The sequence below is a fragment of the Pseudomonas sp. LS2P72 genome, from assembly GCF_054897865.1.
In genome coordinates this window covers 1,881,662-1,901,402 of the sequence record NZ_CM142708.1, presented here as the reverse complement: position 1 = coordinate 1,901,402, position 19,741 = coordinate 1,881,662, and the positions used below count along the sequence as shown (strand labels likewise).

General features: G+C 58.6%; 18 protein-coding genes and 3 tRNA genes. 13 read left to right on the top strand and 8 right to left on the bottom strand.

Annotated elements, in window-relative coordinates; all coding sequences use genetic code 11:
• Positions 1-34: 34 nt before the first annotated feature.
• On the bottom strand, positions 35-1,096 hold the full coding sequence (dinB, locus tag ACYZUA_RS08815; protein WP_056739239.1) for a DNA polymerase IV: 1,062 nt from the start codon (positions 1,094-1,096) through the stop codon (positions 35-37).
• Positions 1,097-1,397: 301 nt separating this feature from the next.
• Here dinB and ACYZUA_RS08810 point away from each other — a divergent pair.
• The 5 genes from ACYZUA_RS08810 (at position 1,398) to ACYZUA_RS08790 (ending at position 6,196) form a co-directional block, all read left to right on the top strand.
• Positions 1,398-1,474: transfer RNA gene (locus tag ACYZUA_RS08810), tRNA-Met, on the top strand.
• 214 nt (positions 1,475-1,688) lie between these two features.
• Positions 1,689-1,765 (top strand) — tRNA-Met (locus tag ACYZUA_RS08805).
• Positions 1,766-1,973: 208 nt separating this feature from the next.
• Positions 1,974-2,050: transfer RNA gene (locus ACYZUA_RS08800), tRNA-Met, on the top strand.
• 208 nt (positions 2,051-2,258) lie between these two features.
• Complete coding sequence (gene mprF / locus ACYZUA_RS08795) at positions 2,259-4,901, top strand: bifunctional lysylphosphatidylglycerol flippase/synthetase MprF (RefSeq protein WP_461962769.1); 2,643 nt, start codon at positions 2,259-2,261, stop codon at positions 4,899-4,901.
• Positions 4,901-6,196, top strand: coding sequence for a virulence factor family protein (locus ACYZUA_RS08790; RefSeq protein ID WP_461962768.1), 1,296 nt, complete (start codon positions 4,901-4,903; stop codon positions 6,194-6,196). Before mprF ends, ACYZUA_RS08790 begins: the two co-directional genes overlap by 1 nt.
• A gap of 479 nt (positions 6,197-6,675) precedes the next feature.
• Here the strand turns inward: ACYZUA_RS08790 and ACYZUA_RS08785 are convergent, their stop codons facing one another.
• Positions 6,676-6,963, bottom strand: a complete 288-nt coding sequence (locus ACYZUA_RS08785; RefSeq protein ID WP_461962767.1) for a type II toxin-antitoxin system RelE family toxin — start codon at positions 6,961-6,963, stop codon at positions 6,676-6,678.
• An 11-nt stretch (positions 6,964-6,974) separates the two neighbouring features.
• Entirely contained in the window at positions 6,975-7,265 is a 291-nt protein-coding gene (locus ACYZUA_RS08780; protein ID WP_007904631.1) for a Phd-YefM, read from the bottom strand.
• Between the two features lie 484 nt (positions 7,266-7,749).
• On the opposite strand from ACYZUA_RS08780, the gene ACYZUA_RS08775 reads away from it, so the two are divergent.
• Positions 7,750-8,058 (top strand): DUF3077 domain-containing protein, encoded by a 309-nt coding sequence (locus tag ACYZUA_RS08775; RefSeq protein WP_461962766.1) that lies wholly within the window; start codon positions 7,750-7,752, stop codon positions 8,056-8,058.
• Positions 8,059-8,259: 201 nt separating this feature from the next.
• Here ACYZUA_RS08775 and ACYZUA_RS08770 read toward each other — a convergent pair whose 3' ends face one another.
• Positions 8,260-10,161, bottom strand: a complete 1,902-nt coding sequence (locus ACYZUA_RS08770; protein ID WP_461962765.1) for a potassium transporter Kup — start codon at positions 10,159-10,161, stop codon at positions 8,260-8,262.
• 289 nt (positions 10,162-10,450) lie between these two features.
• Here ACYZUA_RS08770 and rimO point away from each other — a divergent pair, with 289 nt between their 5' ends.
• From rimO to tsaA, 6 genes are all read left to right on the top strand, one after another.
• A complete protein-coding gene (gene rimO, locus ACYZUA_RS08765; protein ID WP_010462684.1) occupies positions 10,451-11,788 on the top strand; it encodes a 30S ribosomal protein S12 methylthiotransferase RimO in 1,338 nt (445 codons plus the stop codon).
• A 112-nt stretch (positions 11,789-11,900) separates the two neighbouring features.
• Positions 11,901-12,374, top strand: a complete 474-nt coding sequence (locus ACYZUA_RS08760; protein ID WP_461962764.1) for a GNAT family N-acetyltransferase — start codon at positions 11,901-11,903, stop codon at positions 12,372-12,374.
• A gap of 189 nt (positions 12,375-12,563) precedes the next feature.
• Positions 12,564-13,274 (top strand): rRNA pseudouridine synthase, encoded by a 711-nt coding sequence (locus ACYZUA_RS08755; protein ID WP_283183246.1) that lies wholly within the window; start codon positions 12,564-12,566, stop codon positions 13,272-13,274.
• 75 nt (positions 13,275-13,349) lie between these two features.
• On the top strand, positions 13,350-13,820 hold the full coding sequence (locus ACYZUA_RS08750; RefSeq protein WP_056739223.1) for a YehS family protein: 471 nt from the start codon (positions 13,350-13,352) through the stop codon (positions 13,818-13,820).
• Between the two features lie 180 nt (positions 13,821-14,000).
• A complete protein-coding gene (locus tag ACYZUA_RS08745) occupies positions 14,001-14,771 on the top strand; it encodes an SDR family oxidoreductase (protein WP_461962763.1) in 771 nt (256 codons plus the stop codon).
• A gap of 159 nt (positions 14,772-14,930) precedes the next feature.
• Entirely contained in the window at positions 14,931-15,632 is a 702-nt protein-coding gene (gene tsaA / locus ACYZUA_RS08740) for a tRNA (N6-threonylcarbamoyladenosine(37)-N6)-methyltransferase TrmO (RefSeq protein WP_461963920.1), read from the top strand.
• A 141-nt stretch (positions 15,633-15,773) separates the two neighbouring features.
• Here tsaA and fpr read toward each other — a convergent pair whose 3' ends face one another.
• On the bottom strand, positions 15,774-16,553 hold the full coding sequence (fpr, locus tag ACYZUA_RS08735; protein WP_030127957.1) for a ferredoxin-NADP reductase: 780 nt from the start codon (positions 16,551-16,553) through the stop codon (positions 15,774-15,776).
• A gap of 150 nt (positions 16,554-16,703) precedes the next feature.
• Here fpr and ACYZUA_RS08730 point away from each other — a divergent pair, with 150 nt between their 5' ends.
• Positions 16,704-17,630, top strand: a complete 927-nt coding sequence (locus tag ACYZUA_RS08730; protein ID WP_461962762.1) for a LysR family transcriptional regulator — start codon at positions 16,704-16,706, stop codon at positions 17,628-17,630.
• Here ACYZUA_RS08730 and ACYZUA_RS08725 read toward each other — a convergent pair.
• The 3 genes from ACYZUA_RS08725 to ACYZUA_RS08715 form a co-directional block, all read right to left on the bottom strand.
• The gene (locus tag ACYZUA_RS08725; RefSeq protein WP_008060649.1) at positions 17,627-17,989 is read right to left on the bottom strand and encodes a diacylglycerol kinase; all 363 of its coding nucleotides are present in this window, start codon (positions 17,987-17,989) and stop codon (positions 17,627-17,629) included. The two genes, ACYZUA_RS08730 and ACYZUA_RS08725, sit on opposite strands and share 4 nt — an antisense overlap.
• Positions 17,990-18,068: 79 nt before the next feature.
• Complete coding sequence (gene erdR, locus ACYZUA_RS08720; protein ID WP_046046272.1) at positions 18,069-18,716, bottom strand: response regulator transcription factor ErdR; 648 nt, start codon at positions 18,714-18,716, stop codon at positions 18,069-18,071.
• A gap of 262 nt (positions 18,717-18,978) precedes the next feature.
• The gene (locus ACYZUA_RS08715) at positions 18,979-19,713 is read right to left on the bottom strand and encodes a tRNA-uridine aminocarboxypropyltransferase (protein ID WP_223433017.1); all 735 of its coding nucleotides are present in this window, start codon (positions 19,711-19,713) and stop codon (positions 18,979-18,981) included.
• Positions 19,714-19,741: the final 28 nt, after the last annotated feature.

Here is a 19,741-nt window from a genome sequence, read left to right as displayed (position 1 = left end):
GGCTGACATTCACCGCCAAATCAAAACCCTGCCACTACCGCTCAAACAACTCCATCTGCTCAAACCCGCCCCGCAAATCCTCCAGCCGCACTCCAATCCCCAGCAACCGCACCGGTTTCCCGCCGCGATTGAACGCCTGGGTCAGCAACAACTGATAGCTCCCCAAATCCCGCCCTGCCCCGGCCTGCTCCAGAGTGGTCTGGGTGAAGTCATGGAATTTCACTTTGACGAATGGCTTGCCCGGTCGATAGCTGCTGTCGATTCGCGCCATGCGGCCGGCCAGGGTCTCCAGTAACTCGGGTAATTTATCGAGGCAGCTCACCAGGTCCGGCAGATCGACGTCGTAGGTGTTTTCGACACTGATCGACTGCCGACGACTATCGTTGTGCACCAACCGGTCATCGATCCCACGGGCCAGGCTCCAGAGTCGCTCGCCGAAGCTGCCGAATTCGCGCACAAGCGCCAACTTGTCCCATTCGCGCAGATGCGAACAATCGACGATGCCAAGCCTGCCTAATTTGTCCGCGGTCACTTTGCCAACGCCGTGCAACTTGCTCACCGGCAAACCGCTGACAAAATCCTCGACCTGATCCGGTGTAATGACGAACAAGCCATTGGGCTTCTTCCAGTCGCTGGCGATCTTGGCCAGAAACTTGTTCGGTGCAACGCCAGCCGAAACAGTGATGTGCAGCTGATTAGAGACGCGACGGCGAATGTCCTGGGCGATCCGTGTTGCGCTGCCGCCGAAATGCGCGCTGTCAGACACGTCGAGGTATGCCTCATCCAGCGAAAGCGGCTCGATCAAGTCGGTGTAATCGCGAAAGATCGTATGAATTTCCTTGGAGGCTTCTCTATAGGCCTCCATGCGTGGCTTGACGATGGTCAGGTCCGGGCACAGCTTCAAGGCATGTCCGGAAGACATGGCCGAGCGCACGCCATAAGCCCGCGCTTCATAATTGCAGGTGGCGATCACGCCACGACGATCCGCCGAACCACCCACTGCCAAGGGTTTACCGGCCAGACGCGGGTCGTCACGCATCTCGATGGCGGCGTAGAAGCAGTCACAATCGACGTGGATGATTTTTCGCTGCGTCATATAAATGCAGTGTTCATGGTGAAGAAATGGCGTATTGGCGAGTCAGATCGGCAGTATCTCACTGACACCTGTATATAGCACCAGTACTCCGAATCTTCTTTTCCACCTGTAGGAAAAGTGCCGGATGAATTTATTTTTTCAATCGAAAAGCCTCACACAATAGAGCCGAAAGCCTTACCACACCGTCCTTACAGCCACTCACCCAGCCCTGCTTTCAAGCTAAGCGATTGAACGGGAAGAGGTTTTCTCAGGATTGAAGGTTGACAGCCTGCCGATCCTCTGTAGAATGCCGACACACAGACGCGGGATGGAGCAGTCTGGTAGCTCGTCGGGCTCATAACCCGAAGGTCGTCGGTTCAAATCCGGCTCCCGCAACCAAACATCAAAAAAGGCTACTCGAAAGAGTGGCCTTTTTTGTGCGCGTCTCTTTTGTAAGTACTAGAGCGGGTGACATGCAGGATTAAGAAATCGTTTCAATTCAGAAACTTAAGTCTCCCCCGCTACCGTTCGCCGCTCATTTGCGCTTATTTGACCCTATTCAGGATTAACGGTAGACACTCCGGCGTTCACCTGTAGAATGCCGCCACACAGACGCGGGATGGAGCAGTCTGGTAGCTCGTCGGGCTCATAACCCGAAGGTCGTCGGTTCAAATCCGGCTCCCGCAACCAAATATCAAAAAAGGCTACTCGAAAGAGTGGCCTTTTTTGTGCGCGTCTCTTTGTAAAAATGCCTGACGACGCGGAAATGAGAAATCGTTCTGATTCCGAAACTTAAGTCTCCCCCGCGACCGTTCGCCACTCATTTACGCTTATTTGACCCTATTCAGGATTAACGATTGACACTCCGGCGTTCGCCTGTAGAATGCCGCCACACAGACGCGGGATGGAGCAGTCTGGTAGCTCGTCGGGCTCATAACCCGAAGGTCGTCGGTTCAAATCCGGCTCCCGCAACCAAACATCAAAAAAGGCTACTCGAAAGAGTGGCCTTTTTTGTATCCGCTGAAAAAGTCCTTCGTAACAATGATCTGTCACCGTGTAGCGAGCCGTTCGCATCGTCGATACCCGGTCAGAGGCGTTCATATTTGTAACTATTTTTTTCTACAGGGATTGGTAACTTGGCTGGATACCTCCATCCTGTCGCGCACAATCCAAGAGGTGATTGATGCGCGCCAATTCGTCTGATCCACAAGACACCGTCACAGCGACACAACCGATCAAGGCCGAGCGTCTGCGCTTGCTTGATCGAATCAGCAAATACCGCCAGCCCATCGGCCTGGCAGTCACTTTGCTGTTGTTCGCTATCGCGCTGATTGCCTGTCGCCACCTGCTGAGCGAACTCGATCTGTACGCTCTGCACGACTCGATTCTCGACGTTCCGAAACCGGCATTATTGGGCGCGCTGGGCGCGACCGTGGTCGGCTTCATTATCCTGCTGGGCTACGAATGGTCGGCCAGCCGCTACGCAAGCGTGACACTGGCGCCGCGAATCCTGGCCTTGGGCGGGTTCACCGCATTCGCCATCGGCAATGCCATTGGCCTTTCGATGCTGTCGGGGGGCTCGGTTCGCTACCGTTTATATGCACGTCATGGTCTGGGCGCTACTGAAGTCGCGCACATGACGCTGTTCGCCAGCCTCTCGCTCGGCTGCGCCCTGCCCCCGCTAGCCGCCCTCGCCACCCTCAGCAACCTGCCTGGCGCCTCTGCCGCCCTGGGTTTGTCCGAGACCTTGCTGGGTGTCATCGCCGCGGCCGTTTTGCTGTTGTTCACGGTACTGGCCATCGGCATCTACCGCCGTCGCCTGCCAGATCAGCCTTACCCGGATAATTTGCTGGTCAAGGTCGGACGCCGCACCTTGCGTCTGCCGGGCCGTCGCCTGACGTTTCTGCAACTGATCATCACGGCCCTGGACGTCGCCGCAGCCGCAACCGTGCTTTATCTGCTGCTGCCGGAAGCACCGCCCTTCGGCGCATTCCTGCTGGTGTACCTGCTGGCCCTGGCCGCCGGTGTGCTCAGCCATGTTCCCGGCGGGGTCGGGGTGTTTGAAGCAATTCTGCTGGCTGCCTTTTCCAACACACTCGGCGCCGCACCACTCGCTGCTGCGCTGCTGCTCTATCGCCTGATCTACGTGGTGCTGCCGTTGCTGGTGGCCTGCGTATTCCTGCTGATCAACGAAGGTCAGCGTCTGTTCCAATCGCGTCAGTCCTTAAGAGTAGCGTCCGGCCTGGCCGCGCCGATTCTGGCGGTGCTGGTCTTTCTGTCCGGCGTGGTGCTGTTGTTCTCCGGTGCCACCCCGGAAATCGACACACGCCTGGAACACATCGGCTTTCTGATCCCGCATCGACTGGTCGACGCTTCGCACTTCGGAGCCAGCCTGATCGGTGTGCTTTGCTTGCTGCTGGCTCAAGGGCTGCGTCGCCGACTGTCAGCCGCGTGGATGCTGACCACCATCTTGTTGCTGGTCGCTGCACTGCTCTCTCTGCTCAAGGGCTTTGACTGGGAAGAAGCCTGCCTGCTGACGCTGACCGCGAGCTTGCTGGGGGTTTTCCGCAGCTCGTTCTATCGCCCGAGCCGTCTGACCGAGGTGCCGTTCTCGCCGCTGTATCTGGTGGCCAGCCTGTGCGTACTCGGTGCATCGATCTGGCTGCTGCTGTTCGCCTATCAGGACGTCCCGTACAGCCATCAGCTCTGGTGGCAGTTCACCCTCGACGCCGATGCCCCGCGTGGCTTGCGCTCGCTGCTTGGCGCCGCCGTGCTGCTGGTGGTGGTGTCCTTGACCTGGCTGCTGCGCACCGCGCGCCCGGTGATCCATCTGCCAACGCCCGATGAGCTGGACCGCGCGGTAAAGATCCTGATGGCCTCCGCCCAACCGGATGGCGGCCTCGCCCTGACCGGTGACAAGGCGCTGCTGTTTCACCCCAATGACGAGGCGTTCCTGATGTATGCCCGCCGTGGTCGCAGCCTGGTGGCCTTGTATGACCCGATCGGCCCGACCCGGCAACGGGCGGAAATGATCTGGCAATTCCGCGACCTCTGCGACATTCACCACGCCCGCCCTGTGTTCTATCAAGTGCGCGCCGAGAACCTGCCGTACTACATGGACATCGGCCTGACCGCGATCAAGCTCGGCGAAGAAGCCCGGGTCAATCTGGTTCGCTTTGATCTCGAGGCCAAAGGCAAAGAGATGAAAGACCTGCGCTACACCTGGAACCGCGGCACTCGCGATGGCCTGTCGCTGGAGATCCATGAGCCGGGGCAAGCGCCAATGGATGAGCTCAAGGTGATTTCCGATGCCTGGCTGACCGGCAAGAACGTGCGCGAGAAAGGCTTCTCCCTCGGCCGCTTCAGCGATGACTACCTCAAACATTTCCGCGTCGCGGTGATTCGTTTCGAAGGACGTCCGGTGGCGTTCGCCAACTTGCTCGAGACTTATGGTCACGACCTGGCCAGCCTCGACCTGATGCGCGCGCACCCGGATGCCCCCAAGCTGACCATGGAGTTCATGATGGTCGGCCTGATTCAACATTATAAAAATCATGGATACGCGCGCTTCAGCCTGGGCATGGTGCCGTTGTCGGGGTTGCAACCCCGTCGTGGCGCACCACTGACCCAGCGTCTGGGCTCGATGGTTTTCCGCCGTGGTGAGCAGCTCTACAACTTCCAAGGCTTGCGCCGCTTCAAAGACAAATTCCAGCCTGACTGGGAACCCCGTTATATGGCCGTGCCCGCCGGACTCGATCCGCTGGTTGCGCTGGCCGACACTGCCGCCCTGATTGCAGGCGGCTTGACTGGATTGGTGAAACGCTGATGATTCAACGCTCCTTGCGGTACGTACTGGCCACACTGGTAGTGCTGACCCTGATTCTCGGTGGCGGTTACTGGTACCTGAAACGCCCGGCACCCGAACCGACCCTCGAACAGCTGACGCCGGCGGATGGCGCCGCGATGACCCGCGTCATCCCCGGCAACACGCCACGCGCCCAGGTGCTGGTAGCGGTCAATGAAGACCAGAAACTCAGCAACAAACAGTTGATGACCCTGAGCCGCAGCGGCTCGGCGCAGATTGTTCAGGTGATCCTGCCCAAAGACTGCCTGCTGCAAAGTCGCGCCCTGCAATCAGCCCTGAGAGAACTCAAAGGCCCGGCGACCCTGGTCAGCGGCATCGGTCCTGGCGCCGTGCTGGCGTGGCGCTGGTTGTCCGAGCAGAAGGACAGCAAGGCTCAAGCCATCTCGGTGGACCTGGCCCTGGAAAAACCCGGCTGCACACACCTGCTACCGAAAAGCGCCGCTCACGGCCACTGGCTGGTGGCCTGGAACGATAACCCGGACGACACCAGCGCCGGCTTCGTGCGCGACCAACCCAACGCCGAAACCAGCATCAGCGACTACGACATCAACCTGCCGCAAGTGCTGAACAACGAACTGCGCAAGATCCTCGTCGGTGGCGATAAAGCCGCTGGCGGCCTGCAGATCCCGGTAGTCGAAGTGCCCGCCGGCCAAGCCAAGGACACCGTGACCCTGTTCCTCTCCGGTGACGGCGGCTGGCGCGACCTGGACCGTGACGTCGCGGGCGAGATGGCGAAGCTCGGCTACCCGGTGGTCGGCATCGACACCCTGCGCTACTACTGGCAACACAAGAGCGCGGAGCAAAGCGCCCTGGACATCGCCGAGCTGATGCAGCACTACCGGCAGAAATGGGGCACCAAACGCTTCATCCTGACCGGTTACTCGTTCGGCGCCGACGTCCTGCCAGCCATCTACAACCGCCTGGAGCCATCGGAACAGCAGCGGGTCGACGCGATCATCCTGCTGGCCTTCGCTCGCACCGGCAGCTTCGAGATCGAAGTCGAAGGCTGGCTCGGCAACGCCGGCAAAGAAGCCGCCACCGGCCCGGAAATGGCCAAGCTGCCGCCGGAGAAAGTGGTGTGCATCTACGGGGAAGAGGAAGTCGACGAGAGTGGCTGCACCGACAAGACTGCGGTGGGCGAAGCGATGAAACTGCCGGGTGGTCACCACTTCGACGAGAACTATCCGGCGCTGGCCAAACGGTTGGTGGATGTGATCGAGAAGCGTCAAGCGAAGGAGACGGCGGCTCAGGAGTGATCTGAGTCCAGCCTACGAAAAAGCCCTCGCAGCCGTTTGGTTGCGGGGGCTTTTTTACATGTGCTGTCTCGTCCTGAATTAGGTTTTTCTTCTTGGGCATGTAGGCTGACCATCTTGAACAAAAGCAAAATGTCTTGACTCTTTATCAAGCTAGAAACTCCAAGTGTCCACATTCCATAAAACGTGGACACTTTTTTCATTGGAAATATCGGGCCGTCAAGACCGTTCGATAGGTCCTGACCTCGCGACCAGCCCGGACAAAGACCGAATCTGAAGTAGAACTGCCTGAAAGCAAGTAACACCGCCGCTCCCCTGTGGGAGCGAGCCTGCTCGCGATGGCGGACTGAGATTCGCTATTGGTGTTGCCTGACAGACCGCTATCGCGAGCAGGCTCACTCCCACAGGGATGGTCAGTGGATTCGAAATCCATCGGACACAAAAAAGCCCCCGCTACCTTCACGGCAACGGGGGCTTTTTGGTTAGAGACGACACTCTGCCGCGCCGTAGACCTCTTCGTCACGTCGAGCACCAACGGCAACGATCAATACCTGAATCGCCTTGCCATCGACTCGATAAACAATTCGCGTATCGCCTGTCCGGATCCGTCTACAGCCGGCAAGACTGGCTCTTAGGGGCTTGCCGCTCTTGTCCGGCTCACCATTGATAATCCGCTCTTCGATGACATCAAGAATGCGGTTCGCCGCTACAGCTCCCAGCAGATCCAGATCCTTCTGAACCTCCGGATGATAGATAACGCCCCAAACCATCCACAGCTCCTTTAGTCTTTCCTGGCGTACCGCGCCCGCATATCGTCGTGGCTGACAGCCTTGGCCTGATCAAAACCGATCAGTCGCTCTCGAGCCGCTGCTTCAACCCGAAGGTCCTCAAGCTCGTCGAGCATTTCCTGATACGCATCGACATTGATAATGACCGCTGCGGGTTGGTTGTCTTTGAAAATGACCAGTCGTTCGGTGGCTCGGCTGGAAATCTCCTTTAGCCTCGCACTAAACCCCCTGACCATCGCAGTCACCGAAATCGCTTGGTCAGCACGCTCCAGTAATGCCGTCATACTCACCTCTCTACACAATCATGCAAGTTTGAACACACAGTTCTACGCAGAGTATTGCGTCGAATTAGACATACAGCAAGCGGCAAAACGCGAACTGATCACCCAGCGTGTTTCACACATCTCGCAGCGTTTAGTTTCGTTTACTTAAGGTGTCGAAATATCGGATGACGCCCGCAGACCTTGTAGGCAAACTCCGAATCGTTCTTTTTGGGCACTTTGATGCCTTGTTGCGCTTTTCTTCGACGGGATACTCTCCGGACGTCGCTGACCATTCAGCGATCGGGCTTGGAAACCCGTCGAATACTAGCCGCAACTACGCCCCATCACGATTGCATGCGTTTTTTGTGATCAGAGATATGGCGGCTGTGCGTGGGACGCCTTCGGGCGTGCCGGTTCCTAGTTTCCCGGTTTCCAACCTGCGCATAGCTGTCACCCATTCGCTTGGAAACGAATGTGACAGCTCCTCAACTAGGAGTTTTTATTCATGACCAAAACAGATTCGTCCGCGATTTCAGAACTGAAAACCATCGGCCTCACCCCCTTCATCTACTGCTCAAACAAGGCACTGTTCCGTGTCAGTCGAGACGTACCCCTCGGTGATGCGCTAGCCATGGCTTCTGATTTTCTGTTCCTTGCCAAGGAGCTGACTAAAGATGCTGCCTACGCCCGAGACACCGACCGACACGCCTGGGCCGCGCATTACCTGACGGCAATGAGTAAAGCCGTAATTGATGATGCGGTGAAGGTACTGACGCCGCCACCTGCTCGGACAAAAGCCGAGTCTAAAAAATAGCGACCCGAAAGCAAATAACACCATAGCCCTTGTGGGAGCGAGCCTGCTCGCGATGGTGCTCTGCCAGTCAACATCAAGATTGAATGTCAGGTCCTCATCGCGAGCAGGCTCGCTCCTACAGGGGATAGCAAGTGACTTCAAGTCATCGGACACAAAAAAGCCCCCGCAACCACAATGGCAACGGGGGCTTTTTGTTGTGGGTTACATCTCTACCTGCGTTCCCAGTTCAATCACCCGATTCAACGGCAGATTGAAGAAGCGCAAATTGCCGTTGGCGTTCTGCAACATGAAGGCGAACAGCGTCTCACGCCATCGGGCCATGCCTTCGAGTTTGGAAGCGATGACCGTCTCGCGGCTGAGGAAGTAGGTGGTGCGCATCGGGCTGAAATCCAGGTCGTCGAGATGACACAGCTTCAACGCTTGCGGCACGTCCGGCTCGTCGACGAAGCCAAAGTGCAGGATCACCCGGAAGAAACCTTCACCGTGGGATTCAACCTCGAAACGCCGTGATGCCGGCACCCGCGGGATGTCTTCGTACACCACCGTCAGCAGCACCACTTGTTCGTGCAGCACCTGGTTATGCAGCAGGTTGTGCAACAGCGCGTGGGGCACGGCGTCCGGGCGCGCGGTCAGGAACACGGCGGTGCCCTGAACGCGGTGCGGCGGTTGCACGGCGATGCTGCTGATAAAGATCGGCAGCGGCAAGCCACCTTCGTCGAGACGATCGACCAGCAGTTGCTTGCCGCGCTTCCAGGTGGTCATCAGCACAAACAGCACGATACCGGCGATCACCGGGAACGCCCCGCCCTGAATGATTTTCGGCACGTTGGCAGCGAAGTACAAACCGTCCACCAGCAGGAAACCGAGCAACAGCGGAACCGCGAGGACCGGAGGCCATTTCCACAGCAGCAATATCACCGCCGACACCAGAATGGTGGTCATCAGCATCGTGCCTGTCACGGCCACGCCGTAAGCCGCAGCCAGCGCGCCGGAGGACTCGAAGCCCAGCACCAACAGGATGACGCCGACCATCAACGCCCAGTTCACCGCGCCGATGTAGATCTGGCCTTGTTCGGCACTGGAGGTGTGCTGAATGTGCATGCGCGGTATGTAACCGAGCTGAATCGCCTGACGAGTCAGGGAGAACGCACCGGAAATCACCGCCTGAGAAGCAATGACCGTGGCCAGGGTCGACAACCCCACCAACGGAATCAGCGCCCAGCTCGGCGCCAACAAGTAGAACGGGTTGCGCGCGGCTTCCGGATCACCCAGCAGCAAGGCACCCTGGCCGAAGTAGTTCAGCACCAGCGCCGGCAGCACGAGGATAAACCACGCACGGGCAATCGGCTTGCGACCGAAGTGGCCCATGTCGGCGTACAACGCTTCGGCACCGGTCAGTGCCAGCACCACCGCGCCGAGGATCGCCACCCCCATGCCCGGGTGCACAATGAAGAAGCGCACGCCCCAGACCGGGTTCATCGCTTGCAACACTTCCGGGTGTTGCATGATGCCGTAGACGCCCAACGCCCCCAGCACGACAAACCAGGTCACCATGATCGGCCCGAACAGAATGCCGATCCGCGCAGTGCCGTGACGTTGTATCAGGAACAGCGCCACCAGCACGATCAGCGACAGTGGCACCACCCAATGGTCGATACCCTCGAAAGCCAGCCCCAGGCCTTCAATTGCCGAGAGTACGGAAATCGCCGGCGTGATCATGCTGTCGCCATAGAACAACGCCGCGCCGATCAGCCCGCAGATCACCAGCAACGCGCGCAACTTCGGATGCCCGGCCGCAGCCCGCCGAGCCAGGGCGGTCAAGGCCATGATCCCGCCTTCGCCCTGGTTGTCGGCACGCAGCACGAACAGCACGTATTTGATTGAAACGACCCAGATCAGCGACCAGAAAATCAGCGCCAGAATCCCGAACACGCCGTCATGGTCAACCGGTACACCATAGTGACCGGAAAACACTTCTTTGAGGGTGTACAGCGGGCTCGTGCCGATATCGCCATAAACCACGCCGACCGCCGCGACCAGCATGCCGATCGGCTTTGCCGCCGAATGCTCAGAGCCCGCTGCCTGACTACTTGCCTGCCCCATCCAAAACTCCTACTACTCAGACCCGGACTTCTTATAAGAAGCACTATGCTTTGCCGTGCAGCATGCGCTGTTTTACTTGAGGTTACAGACGTTTTGTTGACTGTAAAAATTCGGTAAAGCGTAACGGCGAGAAGCATAGCGCAGCACTCGTCGTATTTCCCTGCATAAAGCTGGTCAAGTGCGCCTCTCATCGCTAGAATTGCGCACTTTTTGACCAGAGACGCAACATAGCGTCCGTCTGTCGCCTTGCCGTCTTCGGCTGGAGGCGTCACAAATACCGAGGTTAGACATGTCCACCACTCCTGCGCCGGCCAATCCAAAAGTTGGCTTCGTATCCCTGGGTTGCCCCAAAGCACTGGTCGACTCCGAGCGCATCCTTACCCAGCTGCGCATGGAAGGCTATGACGTTGTGTCCACTTACGAGGACGCCGACGTCGTGGTGGTCAACACCTGCGGCTTCATCGACTCGGCCAAGGCTGAGTCTCTGGAAGTGATCGGCGAAGCCATCAAGGAAAACGGCAAGGTCATCGTGACCGGCTGCATGGGCGTCGAAGAAGGCAACATTCGTAAAGTGCACCCAAGCGTGCTGGCCGTGACCGGTCCGCAACAATACGAGCAAGTGGTCAACGCCGTGCACGACGCCGTGCCACCGCGTCAGGATCACAACCCGTTGATCGACCTAGTGCCGCCGCAAGGCATCAAGCTGACCCCGCGCCACTACGCCTACCTGAAGATTTCCGAAGGCTGCAACCACAGCTGCAGCTTCTGCATCATCCCGTCGATGCGCGGCAAACTGGTCAGCCGCCCGGTCGGTGACGTGCTCGACGAAGCTCAGCGCCTGGTCAAGGCCGGCGTCAAAGAGCTGTTGGTGATCTCGCAAGACACCAGCGCCTACGGCGTCGACGTGAAATACCGCACCGGTTTCTGGAACGGCGCGCCGGTGAAAACCCGCATGACCGAACTCTGCGAAGCCCTGAGCACCCTCGGCGTCTGGGTTCGTCTGCACTATGTTTACCCGTATCCGCACGTCGACGAGCTGATTCCGCTGATGGCCGCCGGGAAAATCCTGCCGTACCTGGACATCCCGTTCCAGCACGCCAGCCCGAAAGTCCTGAAAGCGATGAAACGCCCGGCCTTCGAAGACAAGACCCTGGCCCGCATCAAGAACTGGCGCGAAATCTGCCCGGACCTGATCATCCGCTCGACCTTCATCGTCGGCTTCCCAGGCGAAACGGAAGAAGACTTCCAGTACCTGCTGAACTGGCTGACCGAAGCTCAACTGGACCGCGTCGGCTGCTTCCAGTATTCGCCAGTCGAAGGCGCACCGGCCAACCTGCTGGACGCGGCCATCGTGCCGGACGACGTCAAGCAAGACCGCTGGGACCGCTTCATGGCGCACCAGCAAGCCATCAGCTCGGCTCGCCTGCAAATGCGCGTCGGCCGTGAAATCGAAGTGCTGGTCGATGAAGTCGACGAGCAAGGCGCGGTTGGCCGCTGCTTCTTCGATGCCCCGGAAATCGACGGCAACGTGTTCATCGACAACGGCAGCAACCTGAAACCAGGCGATAAAGTCTGGTGCAAAGTGACCGACGCCGACGAATACGACCTGTGGGCTGAACAGATCTAAACGCAAAAAATACGAAAAGCCCTGCTCTCTTGACGAGATGCGGGGCTTTTTTAGGTCTATCGTTTTGTGAGAGAAAGAACTCGCGTCATCCACGGAAGAGAGGCCAGCGGGCATGCGTCAATACTCGGTCATTCACACACCGAAACAGAGCGACTACGAAGAACTCACTCAGGTCTGGGAAGCCTCGGTGCGCGCCACTCATGACTTTCTGCCGGACAGCTACATCGAACTGTTGAAGAATCTGGTGCTGACCCGCTACCTCGATGCGGTGATGCTGATCTGCACCAAAGACCCGCGCCAGCGCATCACCGGGTTCGCCGGGGTCGCGGCGGGCAAGATCGAAATGCTCTTCATCGACCCGGCTCACCGCGGCCAGGGCCTGGGCAAGCAGTTACTGCGCTATGCGATGGAACACCTGAATGCCAATGAACTCGACGTCAACGAACAGAACCCGCAAGCCCTGGGTTTCTACTTCAAACAGGGCTTCGAAGTGATCGGTCGTTCGGAAGTCGATGGTATGGGGCAGCCTTATCCGCTGCTGCACATGCGTTTGCGCCAAAACCAGCAACATTCGCGGCATGGCTGACACCACACGGAACAACTGTGGGAGCGAGCCTGCTCGCGAATGCGGTGTGTCATTCAACAGATAATTGACTGATCTACCGCTATCGCGAGCAGGCTCACTCCCACAAAAAGCTTTACGGCGCAAATGGAGCCGGGATTAACCGGCGCCAGGCAGGTACAATGCCCACCCCTTTTTTGTTACGGCCCTGTCATGACTGACCCGATTCGTCTCTCCAAACGCCTCATCGAACTCGTCGGCTGTTCCCGTCGGGAGGCTGAGCTGTTCATCGAGGGCGGCTGGGTCACCGTGGACGGTGAAGTCATCGACGAGCCGCAGTTCAAGGTCGAGAACCAGAAAGTCGAGCTTGATCCAGAAGCCAAGGCCACTGCGCCGGAACCGGTGACCATCCTGCTGAACGTGCCCGTGGGCATGGATGCGGAAACGGCCTTGGCAACGATCAGCGCCGAGACCTTGAGCGAAGAACACCGCTTCAGCAAACGTCCGCTCAAGGGCCACTTCCTGCGCCTGACCGCCAGCACCGACCTGCAGGCCAACGCCAGCGGTCTTTTGGTGTTCACCCAGGATTGGAAGATCCTGCGCAAACTCACTGCCGACTCCGCCAAGATCGAGCAAGAGTATGTGGTCGAAGTTGAAGGCGACATGGTGGCTCACGGCCTCAACCGCCTGAACCACGGCCTGACCTACAAGGGCAAGGAACTGCCGCCGGTCAAAGCCAGCTGGCAGAACGAAAACCGCCTGCGTTTTGCGATGAAGAACCCACAACCGGGCGTCATCGCCCTGTTCTGCCAGGCCGTAGGCCTGAAGGTTGTCGCCATCCGCCGCATCCGCATTGGCGGCGTGTCCATCGGCAAAGTGCCGTTGGGCCAATGGCGTTACCTGTCCGGCAAAGAGAAGTTCTAAGACTTTTCACGCCGCCACACATTTTGGCGCCGCTGTTTATGCGGCGCCCACTGCTGAATATCAGGACTGCACACCATGATTCATAACGACGTACTGCGCAGCGTGCGCTACATGCTCGACATCAGCGACAAGAAAGTCATCGAGATCATCAAGCTCGGCGGCATGGACGTGACCCTGGAAGACCTGGTGACGTACCTCGACAAGAAAGAGGAAGACGAAGAAGGCTTCGTACGCTGCCCGGATGAAGTCATGGCGCATTTCCTCGACGGCCTGGTGACCTTCAAGCGCGGCAAGGACGAAAGCCGTCCGCCGCAGCCGATCGAAGTGCCGGTGACCAACAACATCATCCTGAAGAAACTGCGTGTGGCTTTCGAACTGAAAGAAGACGACATGCACGCGATTCTCAAGGCCTCCGAGTTCCCGGTGTCCAAGCCTGAGCTGAGCGCACTGTTCCGCAAGTTCGGCCACACCAACTACCGCCCGTGCGGCGACCAGTTGCTGCGCAACTTCCTCAAGGGCCTGACCCTGCGCGTTCGCCCGCAGTAAATCGCCCACGAACCTGTAGGAGCACAGCTTGCTGGCGAAGGCGATCTCGAAAACGCCATCGCCAGCAAGCTGTGCTCCTACAGGGTAGCGACATAGCGCTTCATTCCTCGCAAAAATAGTGGCTCCGCTTCCGGCGGCTGACGACTAGGGTGTATTGACCCTCAGCTCTCAGGATTCGCCATGCACCCGTACTTTTCCCTGCAAGGCCGCACCGCTCTGGTGACCGGCGGCACCCGTGGTATCGGCAAAATGATCGCCAAGGATTTTGTCGAGGCTGGCGCCACCGTGTACGTCTGCGCCCGGGATGCCGAAGCCTGTCAGCAAACGGCTGATGAATTGAGCGCATTCGGTTGTTGCCACGGAGTGGCGGCCAACCTGGCCACCGAAGAAGGCGTGCTTCAACTGGCTACGCGACTGGGCGAGCAGATCACTCATCTGGATATTCTGGTGAACAACGCCGGCACCACGTGGGGCGCGCCGCTGGAGAGCTACCCGGTCAAGGGCTGGGAAAAGGTCATGCAGCTCAACGTGACCTCGGTGTTCAACTGCATTCAGCAGTTTTTGCCACTGCTGCGCAAGGCCGGTTCGGCAGCGAATCCGGCGCGAATTATCAATATCGGTTCAGTGGCGGGCATTTCGTCCTTCGGCGAACAGGCCTATGCCTACGGGCCAAGTAAGGCCGCCCTGCATCAACTGTCGCGAATTCTCGCGCGGGAGCTGGTGAGCCAGCACATCAACGTCAACGTCATCGCACCGGGGCGTTTTCCGAGCAAGATGACTCAGCACATTGGCAATGATGAGCAGGCGTTGGCCGATGACACAGCGTTGATTCCAATGAAACGCTGGGGCCGGGAGGAAGAGATGGCGGCGTTGGCGATCAGTCTGGCGAGTACGGCTGGCGCTTACATGACGGGGAATATCATCCCTTTGGACGGTGGGTTTAGTCTTTAGATCGGCAGCGCGGCCAATCGCGAGCAAGCTTTGCTCCTACGGGGATTGCGTTCAATCTGTAGGAGCAAAGCTTGCTCGCGATGGCGGACGACAGGCACCACCGATCCTGCGGCTGCTCGGGTTATCATGCCCGCCCTCACCCCGCCTCGACCCCAGACCATGACCTACAACGTTTCCCCCATCGGCTTTGTGCGCTCCTGCTTCAAGGAGAAGTTCGCCATCCCGCGCCAACCACAACTGGCTCCGGCCGCCCGCGGCGTACTGGAACTGGTGGCGCCGTTCGATCAGGGCGATGCGGTGCAAGGTCTGGAGCAGGTCAGCCACGTGTGGCTGCTGTTCCTGTTTCATCAGGCACTGGAAGAAAAGCCACGGCTGAAAGTCCGCCCTCCTCGTCTCGGCGGTAACAAATCCATGGGCGTGTTCGCCACCCGCGCGACCCATCGGCCCAATGGCATCGGCCAATCCGTGGTGAAACTGGATAAGGTTGAAGCCAATCGCCTGTGGATATCCGGCATCGACCTGCTGGACGGCACGCCGATTCTCGACATCAAACCCTACGTTCCTTACGCCGACATCATCGATACCGCCTCCAACAGCATCGCCAGCGCTGCGCCGCAGCTGATTCCCGTGCAGTGGACGGATTCAGCGCTGCAACAGGCTCACGGCCATGCTCAGCGCCTTGAAGAACCGCTGGTGGAACTGATCGAGCAATGCCTGGCACAAGACCCACGTCCGGCGTACCAGATTCCTACACCCGAACGGGAATACGGCGCACAGTTCTGGGATCTGGACGTGCGTTGGCATTATCCCGAAGCCGGGGTAATCCGTGTCCTCGAAGTCATCCCTGTACCCGATTTGTAGGAGCTGAGCTTGCTCCGGGCGGCGATCCGACGATGGCGATCTCCAGGACGCCATCGCCGGCAAGCCATGCTCCTACAGGACCATAAAAAAGCCCCCATTTGCCTGCATAGGCAATGGGGGCTTTTCAGTGATGCGGTGTACTTACTTCTCGACGAACGCTCGCTCGATCAGGTAATCACCCGGCTCGCGCATCCGCGGCGACACTTTCAGGCCGAAGCTGTTCAGCACTTCGCTGGTCTCGTCGAGCATGCTCGGGCTGCCGCACAGCATGGCGCGGTCGTCCTGCGGGTTGATCGGTGGCAGACCGATGTCGCTGAACAGCTTGCCGCTGCGCATCAGGTCGGTCAGGCGACCTTCGTTCTCGAACGGCTCGCGGGTCACGGTCGGGTAGTAGATCAACTTGTCACTCAGGGCCTCGCCGAAGAACTCGTTCTGCGGCAAGTGCTCGGTGATGAACTCGCGGTAAGCGACTTCGTTGACGTAACGTACGCCGTGGCACAGGATCACTTTTTCGAAACGCTCGTAGGTTTCCGGGTCCTGGATGACGCTCATGAACGGCGCCAGACCGGTACCGGTGCTGAGCAGGTACAAATGTTTGCCAGGCTTCAAGTCATCCAGCACCAGCGTGCCGGTAGGCTTTTTGCTGATGATGATCTCGTCGCCTTCCTTCAGATGCTGCAGCTGGGAAGTCAGCGGCCCATCAGGCACCTTGATGCTGAAGAACTCGAGATGCTCTTCCCAGTTCGGGCTGGCAATCGAGTAAGCGCGCATGAGCGGCCGGCCGTTGGGCTGTTGCAGGCCGATCATCACGAACTGACCGTTCTCGAAGCGCAGGCCCGGGTCGCGGGTGCACTTGAAGCTGAACAGAGTGTCGTTCCAGTGATGAACACTGAGGACACGCTCGTGGTTCATGTTGCTCATGTACGTGGGACTCCTGGAGATTTGGTCAGCGCATGCTCTGCGCCCGCTCTGCGAAAAATGAGCTGCTGTGCGCAATTGCATCGCATTCTAATGGCAGCCACAATATCTGTTAACTGGATTATTAAGATAAGGGTTATCGGTTATATCGATATGCGATTTACTCTCCGTCAACTTCAAGTATTCGTCGCCGTCGCCCAGCAGGAAAGCGTATCCCGTGCTGCGGGTCTGCTCAACCTCTCGCAATCGGCGGCGAGCACCTCGATCACCGAGCTAGAGCGTCAGTCCAGCTGTCAGCTGTTCGACCGCGCCGGCAAGCGGCTGAGCCTCAATGCCCTCGGCAAACAACTGCTGCCGCAAGCGGTGGCGCTGCTCGACCAGTCCAAGGAAATCGAAGACTTGCTCAATGGCAAGTCGGGATTCGGCTCTCTGGCGGTCGGCGCGACCCTGACCATCGGCAATTACCTGGCCACCTTGCTGATCGGCAGCTTCATGCAGCGCCATCCGGAAAGCCAGGTGAAGCTGCACGTGCAGAACACTGCCAACATTGTGCAGCAGGTCGCCCACTATGAAATTGATCTGGGTCTAATCGAAGGCGACTGCAGTCATCCGGACATTGAAGTGCAGAGCTGGGTCGAGGATGAACTGGTGGTGTTCTGCGCGCCCCAGCATCCACTGGCCAAGCGCGGCACGGCGACCATGGAAGAGCTGACTCATGAGGCCTGGATTCTGCGGGAACAGGGCTCCGGCACGCGACTGACCTTTGACCAGGCCATGCGTCACCATCGCAGCTCGCTGAATATCCGGCTGGAACTGGAACACACCGAAGCGATCAAGCGTGCGGTGGAATCCGGGTTGGGGATTGGCTGTATTTCGCGTCTGGCGCTACGCGACGCGTTCCGCCGCGGCAGCCTGGTGCCCGTGGAGACCCCGGATCTGGACCTGGCGCGGCAGTTCTATTTCATCTGGCACAAACAGAAATATCAGACGTCGGCGATGCGTGAATTCCTCGACCTGTGCCGCGCTTTCACCGCCGGGGTTCAGCGCAGCGACGAGATCGTTCTCCCCTCCATCGCTTAAAGCAGGATGACTGCCCAGACCAGCGCGATCATGGTTAACGCCACTAACTGAGCGGCGCTGCCCATGTCCTTGGCATTTTTGGACAATGGGTGCAACTCAAGGGAAATGCGGTCGATGGCCGCTTCCACTGCCGAATTGAGCAATTCGACAATCAACGCCAACAGGCAGACTGCAATCAGCAACGCCTGCTCGACGCGACTGACGTTCAGGAAGAACGACAGCGGGATCAGTATGACGTTGAGCAACACCAGTTGCCGAAAGGCCGCTTCGCCGGTGAAGGCTGCGCGCAGACCGTCCAGCGAATAACCGGAGGCGTTAAGGATGCGTTTTAGGCCGGTTTGGCCTTTGAAAGGTGACATAAAGTAGGCAACTGACCAAAAAGGAAGTGGGAAAGCTAGAGTAAGCAAAGTCAAAAAAGCGTGAACGCGCCGCGCCTGCTTAGCTCGAAATTGACTCAAGTTGTTGCAGAAGCAAAGCTGCCTGGGTCCGGGTCCGCACATTCAGCTTGCGAAAAATCGCTGTCACGTGAGCCTTGATCGTCGCTTCGGAAACGCTCAGCTCGTAGGCAATCTGCTTGTTCAACAAGCCTTCACAGACCATGGTCAGAACACGAAACTGCTGAGGCGTCAGGCTCGCAAGACCTTCGCTGGCGGCCTTGGCTTCGGCGGAAACGCTGACCGCCTCGAACGCCTGGGGCGGCCAGAACACATCACCATCGAGCACCGCGCGTACGGCTTTCTGGATGACGCTCAGATCACTGGACTTGGGAATGAAGCCGCTGGCGCCGAATTCACGAGACTTGACCATGATCGAGGCTTCTTCCTGGGCCGACACCATGACCACCGGAATTTGCGGATACTGACCGCGCAACAGCACCAGCCCTGAAAAACCGTAGGCCCCCGGCATGTTCAGGTCCAGCAGCACCAGATCCCAGTCGGACTTTTCGTCCAGACGGGTTTCCAGCTCGGCAATACTTGCCACTTCCACCAGTCGGACTTCCGGGCCCAGGCCCAGGGTCAACGCTTGATGCAGGGCGCTACGAAAAAGAGGGTGGTCATCGGCAATCAGGATTTCGTATGTGGCCATTTTTCTAATGATCCTGTTTTTTATGGGACACCCGATGAATTCAGGCCTCACCAACAACTCGAGGTACAGCCACGGAGCTGCACCAACAGGGCACGTTCAACGCCAATCACGTGGCTATCCACGTAAAGAATACGGCGTATCAAACTTGGCCGCGCCCTAATCGGCGCCAAGCATGCCCAGCGAAGCCGGGGTGGTCAAGGTGCATGGCCAGTACAGTCTTTTGCAGTATGGGCGACAATCAAGGCGTGACAGGGGCGCCGATTTACACAAAAGGCATCAGCTCGGCGTGTGCCGGTGTTGAAACATTCATTTCAAGCTGATGTTTGGCATCCAGGTAATGTTGGCTGAACACATCGAAATAAGCGTCCAGCGCCGACGCTGCCTCGGTATCACCCGCCAGATCGAGACACAGTGCCGCCACTTCGGCGGTGCATAAATGCTCGCTGCGGGTCGACCGGCGCAACCGGTACCGCGACAGTTTCTCGGGCAACAGGCTCAGGATCGGAAGACGATCAAAGTAGGGGCTTTTGCGGAAAATCTTCCGGGCTTCTGTCCAGGTGGCATCCAGCAGAATGAACAGCGGACGCTTCGAACGATCGGCATCAACGCTGTTTGTGACACGCTCGGGTTCGACGTACTCACCCGGAAACACCAGATAGGGTTGCCATTGCGGGTCGGCCAGCAGCGCCAGCAGTTGCTCATCAACTTCCGTACGCGACCAGATGAACGCATGGTTGTCGCGCACCACATCGGCGATCAACCAACCGGTGTTGCTCGGTTTGAACACTTCCTTGTTGGTCATGATCAGGCAGACGCCAGAGCGGGCCTCGACTTGCGGGCGCCAGGCGCACAGGCAGTGGCTCTCGATCACGCGGCAGGCTCGGCAACGCGGCGCCCTCCAGCCTCGAGCCTGAATCGGCTTGATACCCTCTTCCTCTCGCTCATCGCGCAAGCGGGCGACTGCGTTTGCAGCAAAACGTGGGGTTGCAGGGTTCATCGCAGGCAACGCCGGCAGGGGAAGAAAA

Excerpts from the sequence above, each read along its gene's own strand:
- rimO (WP_010462684.1), top strand. The coding sequence starts at position 10,451 with ATGTCCACCACTCCTGCGCCGGCCAATCCAAAAGTTGGCTTCGTATCC.
- tsaA (WP_461963920.1), top strand. The coding sequence starts at position 14,931 with ATGACCTACAACGTTTCCCCCATCGGCTTTGTGCGCTCCTGCTTCAAG.
- dinB (WP_056739239.1), bottom strand. The coding sequence starts at position 1,096 with ATGACGCAGCGAAAAATCATCCACGTCGATTGTGACTGCTTCTACGCC.
- ACYZUA_RS08775 (WP_461962766.1), top strand. The coding sequence starts at position 7,750 with ATGACCAAAACAGATTCGTCCGCGATTTCAGAACTGAAAACCATCGGC.
- ACYZUA_RS08760 (WP_461962764.1), top strand. The coding sequence starts at position 11,901 with ATGCGTCAATACTCGGTCATTCACACACCGAAACAGAGCGACTACGAA.
- ACYZUA_RS08725 (WP_008060649.1), bottom strand. The coding sequence starts at position 17,989 with ATGTCACCTTTCAAAGGCCAAACCGGCCTAAAACGCATCCTTAACGCC.
- ACYZUA_RS08750 (WP_056739223.1), top strand. The coding sequence starts at position 13,350 with ATGATTCATAACGACGTACTGCGCAGCGTGCGCTACATGCTCGACATC.
- ACYZUA_RS08730 (WP_461962762.1), top strand. The coding sequence starts at position 16,704 with ATGCGATTTACTCTCCGTCAACTTCAAGTATTCGTCGCCGTCGCCCAG.
- ACYZUA_RS08785 (WP_461962767.1), bottom strand. The coding sequence starts at position 6,963 with ATGGTTTGGGGCGTTATCTATCATCCGGAGGTTCAGAAGGATCTGGAT.
- erdR (WP_046046272.1), bottom strand. The coding sequence starts at position 18,716 with ATGGCCACATACGAAATCCTGATTGCCGATGACCACCCTCTTTTTCGT.
- ACYZUA_RS08755 (WP_283183246.1), top strand. The coding sequence starts at position 12,564 with ATGACTGACCCGATTCGTCTCTCCAAACGCCTCATCGAACTCGTCGGC.
- ACYZUA_RS08790 (WP_461962768.1), top strand. The coding sequence starts at position 4,901 with ATGATTCAACGCTCCTTGCGGTACGTACTGGCCACACTGGTAGTGCTG.
- ACYZUA_RS08745 (WP_461962763.1), top strand. The coding sequence starts at position 14,001 with ATGCACCCGTACTTTTCCCTGCAAGGCCGCACCGCTCTGGTGACCGGC.
- mprF (WP_461962769.1), top strand. The coding sequence starts at position 2,259 with ATGCGCGCCAATTCGTCTGATCCACAAGACACCGTCACAGCGACACAA.
- ACYZUA_RS08780 (WP_007904631.1), bottom strand. The coding sequence starts at position 7,265 with ATGACGGCATTACTGGAGCGTGCTGACCAAGCGATTTCGGTGACTGCG.
- ACYZUA_RS08770 (WP_461962765.1), bottom strand. The coding sequence starts at position 10,161 with ATGGGGCAGGCAAGTAGTCAGGCAGCGGGCTCTGAGCATTCGGCGGCA.
- fpr (WP_030127957.1), bottom strand. The coding sequence starts at position 16,553 with ATGAGCAACATGAACCACGAGCGTGTCCTCAGTGTTCATCACTGGAAC.
- ACYZUA_RS08715 (WP_223433017.1), bottom strand. The coding sequence starts at position 19,713 with ATGAACCCTGCAACCCCACGTTTTGCTGCAAACGCAGTCGCCCGCTTG.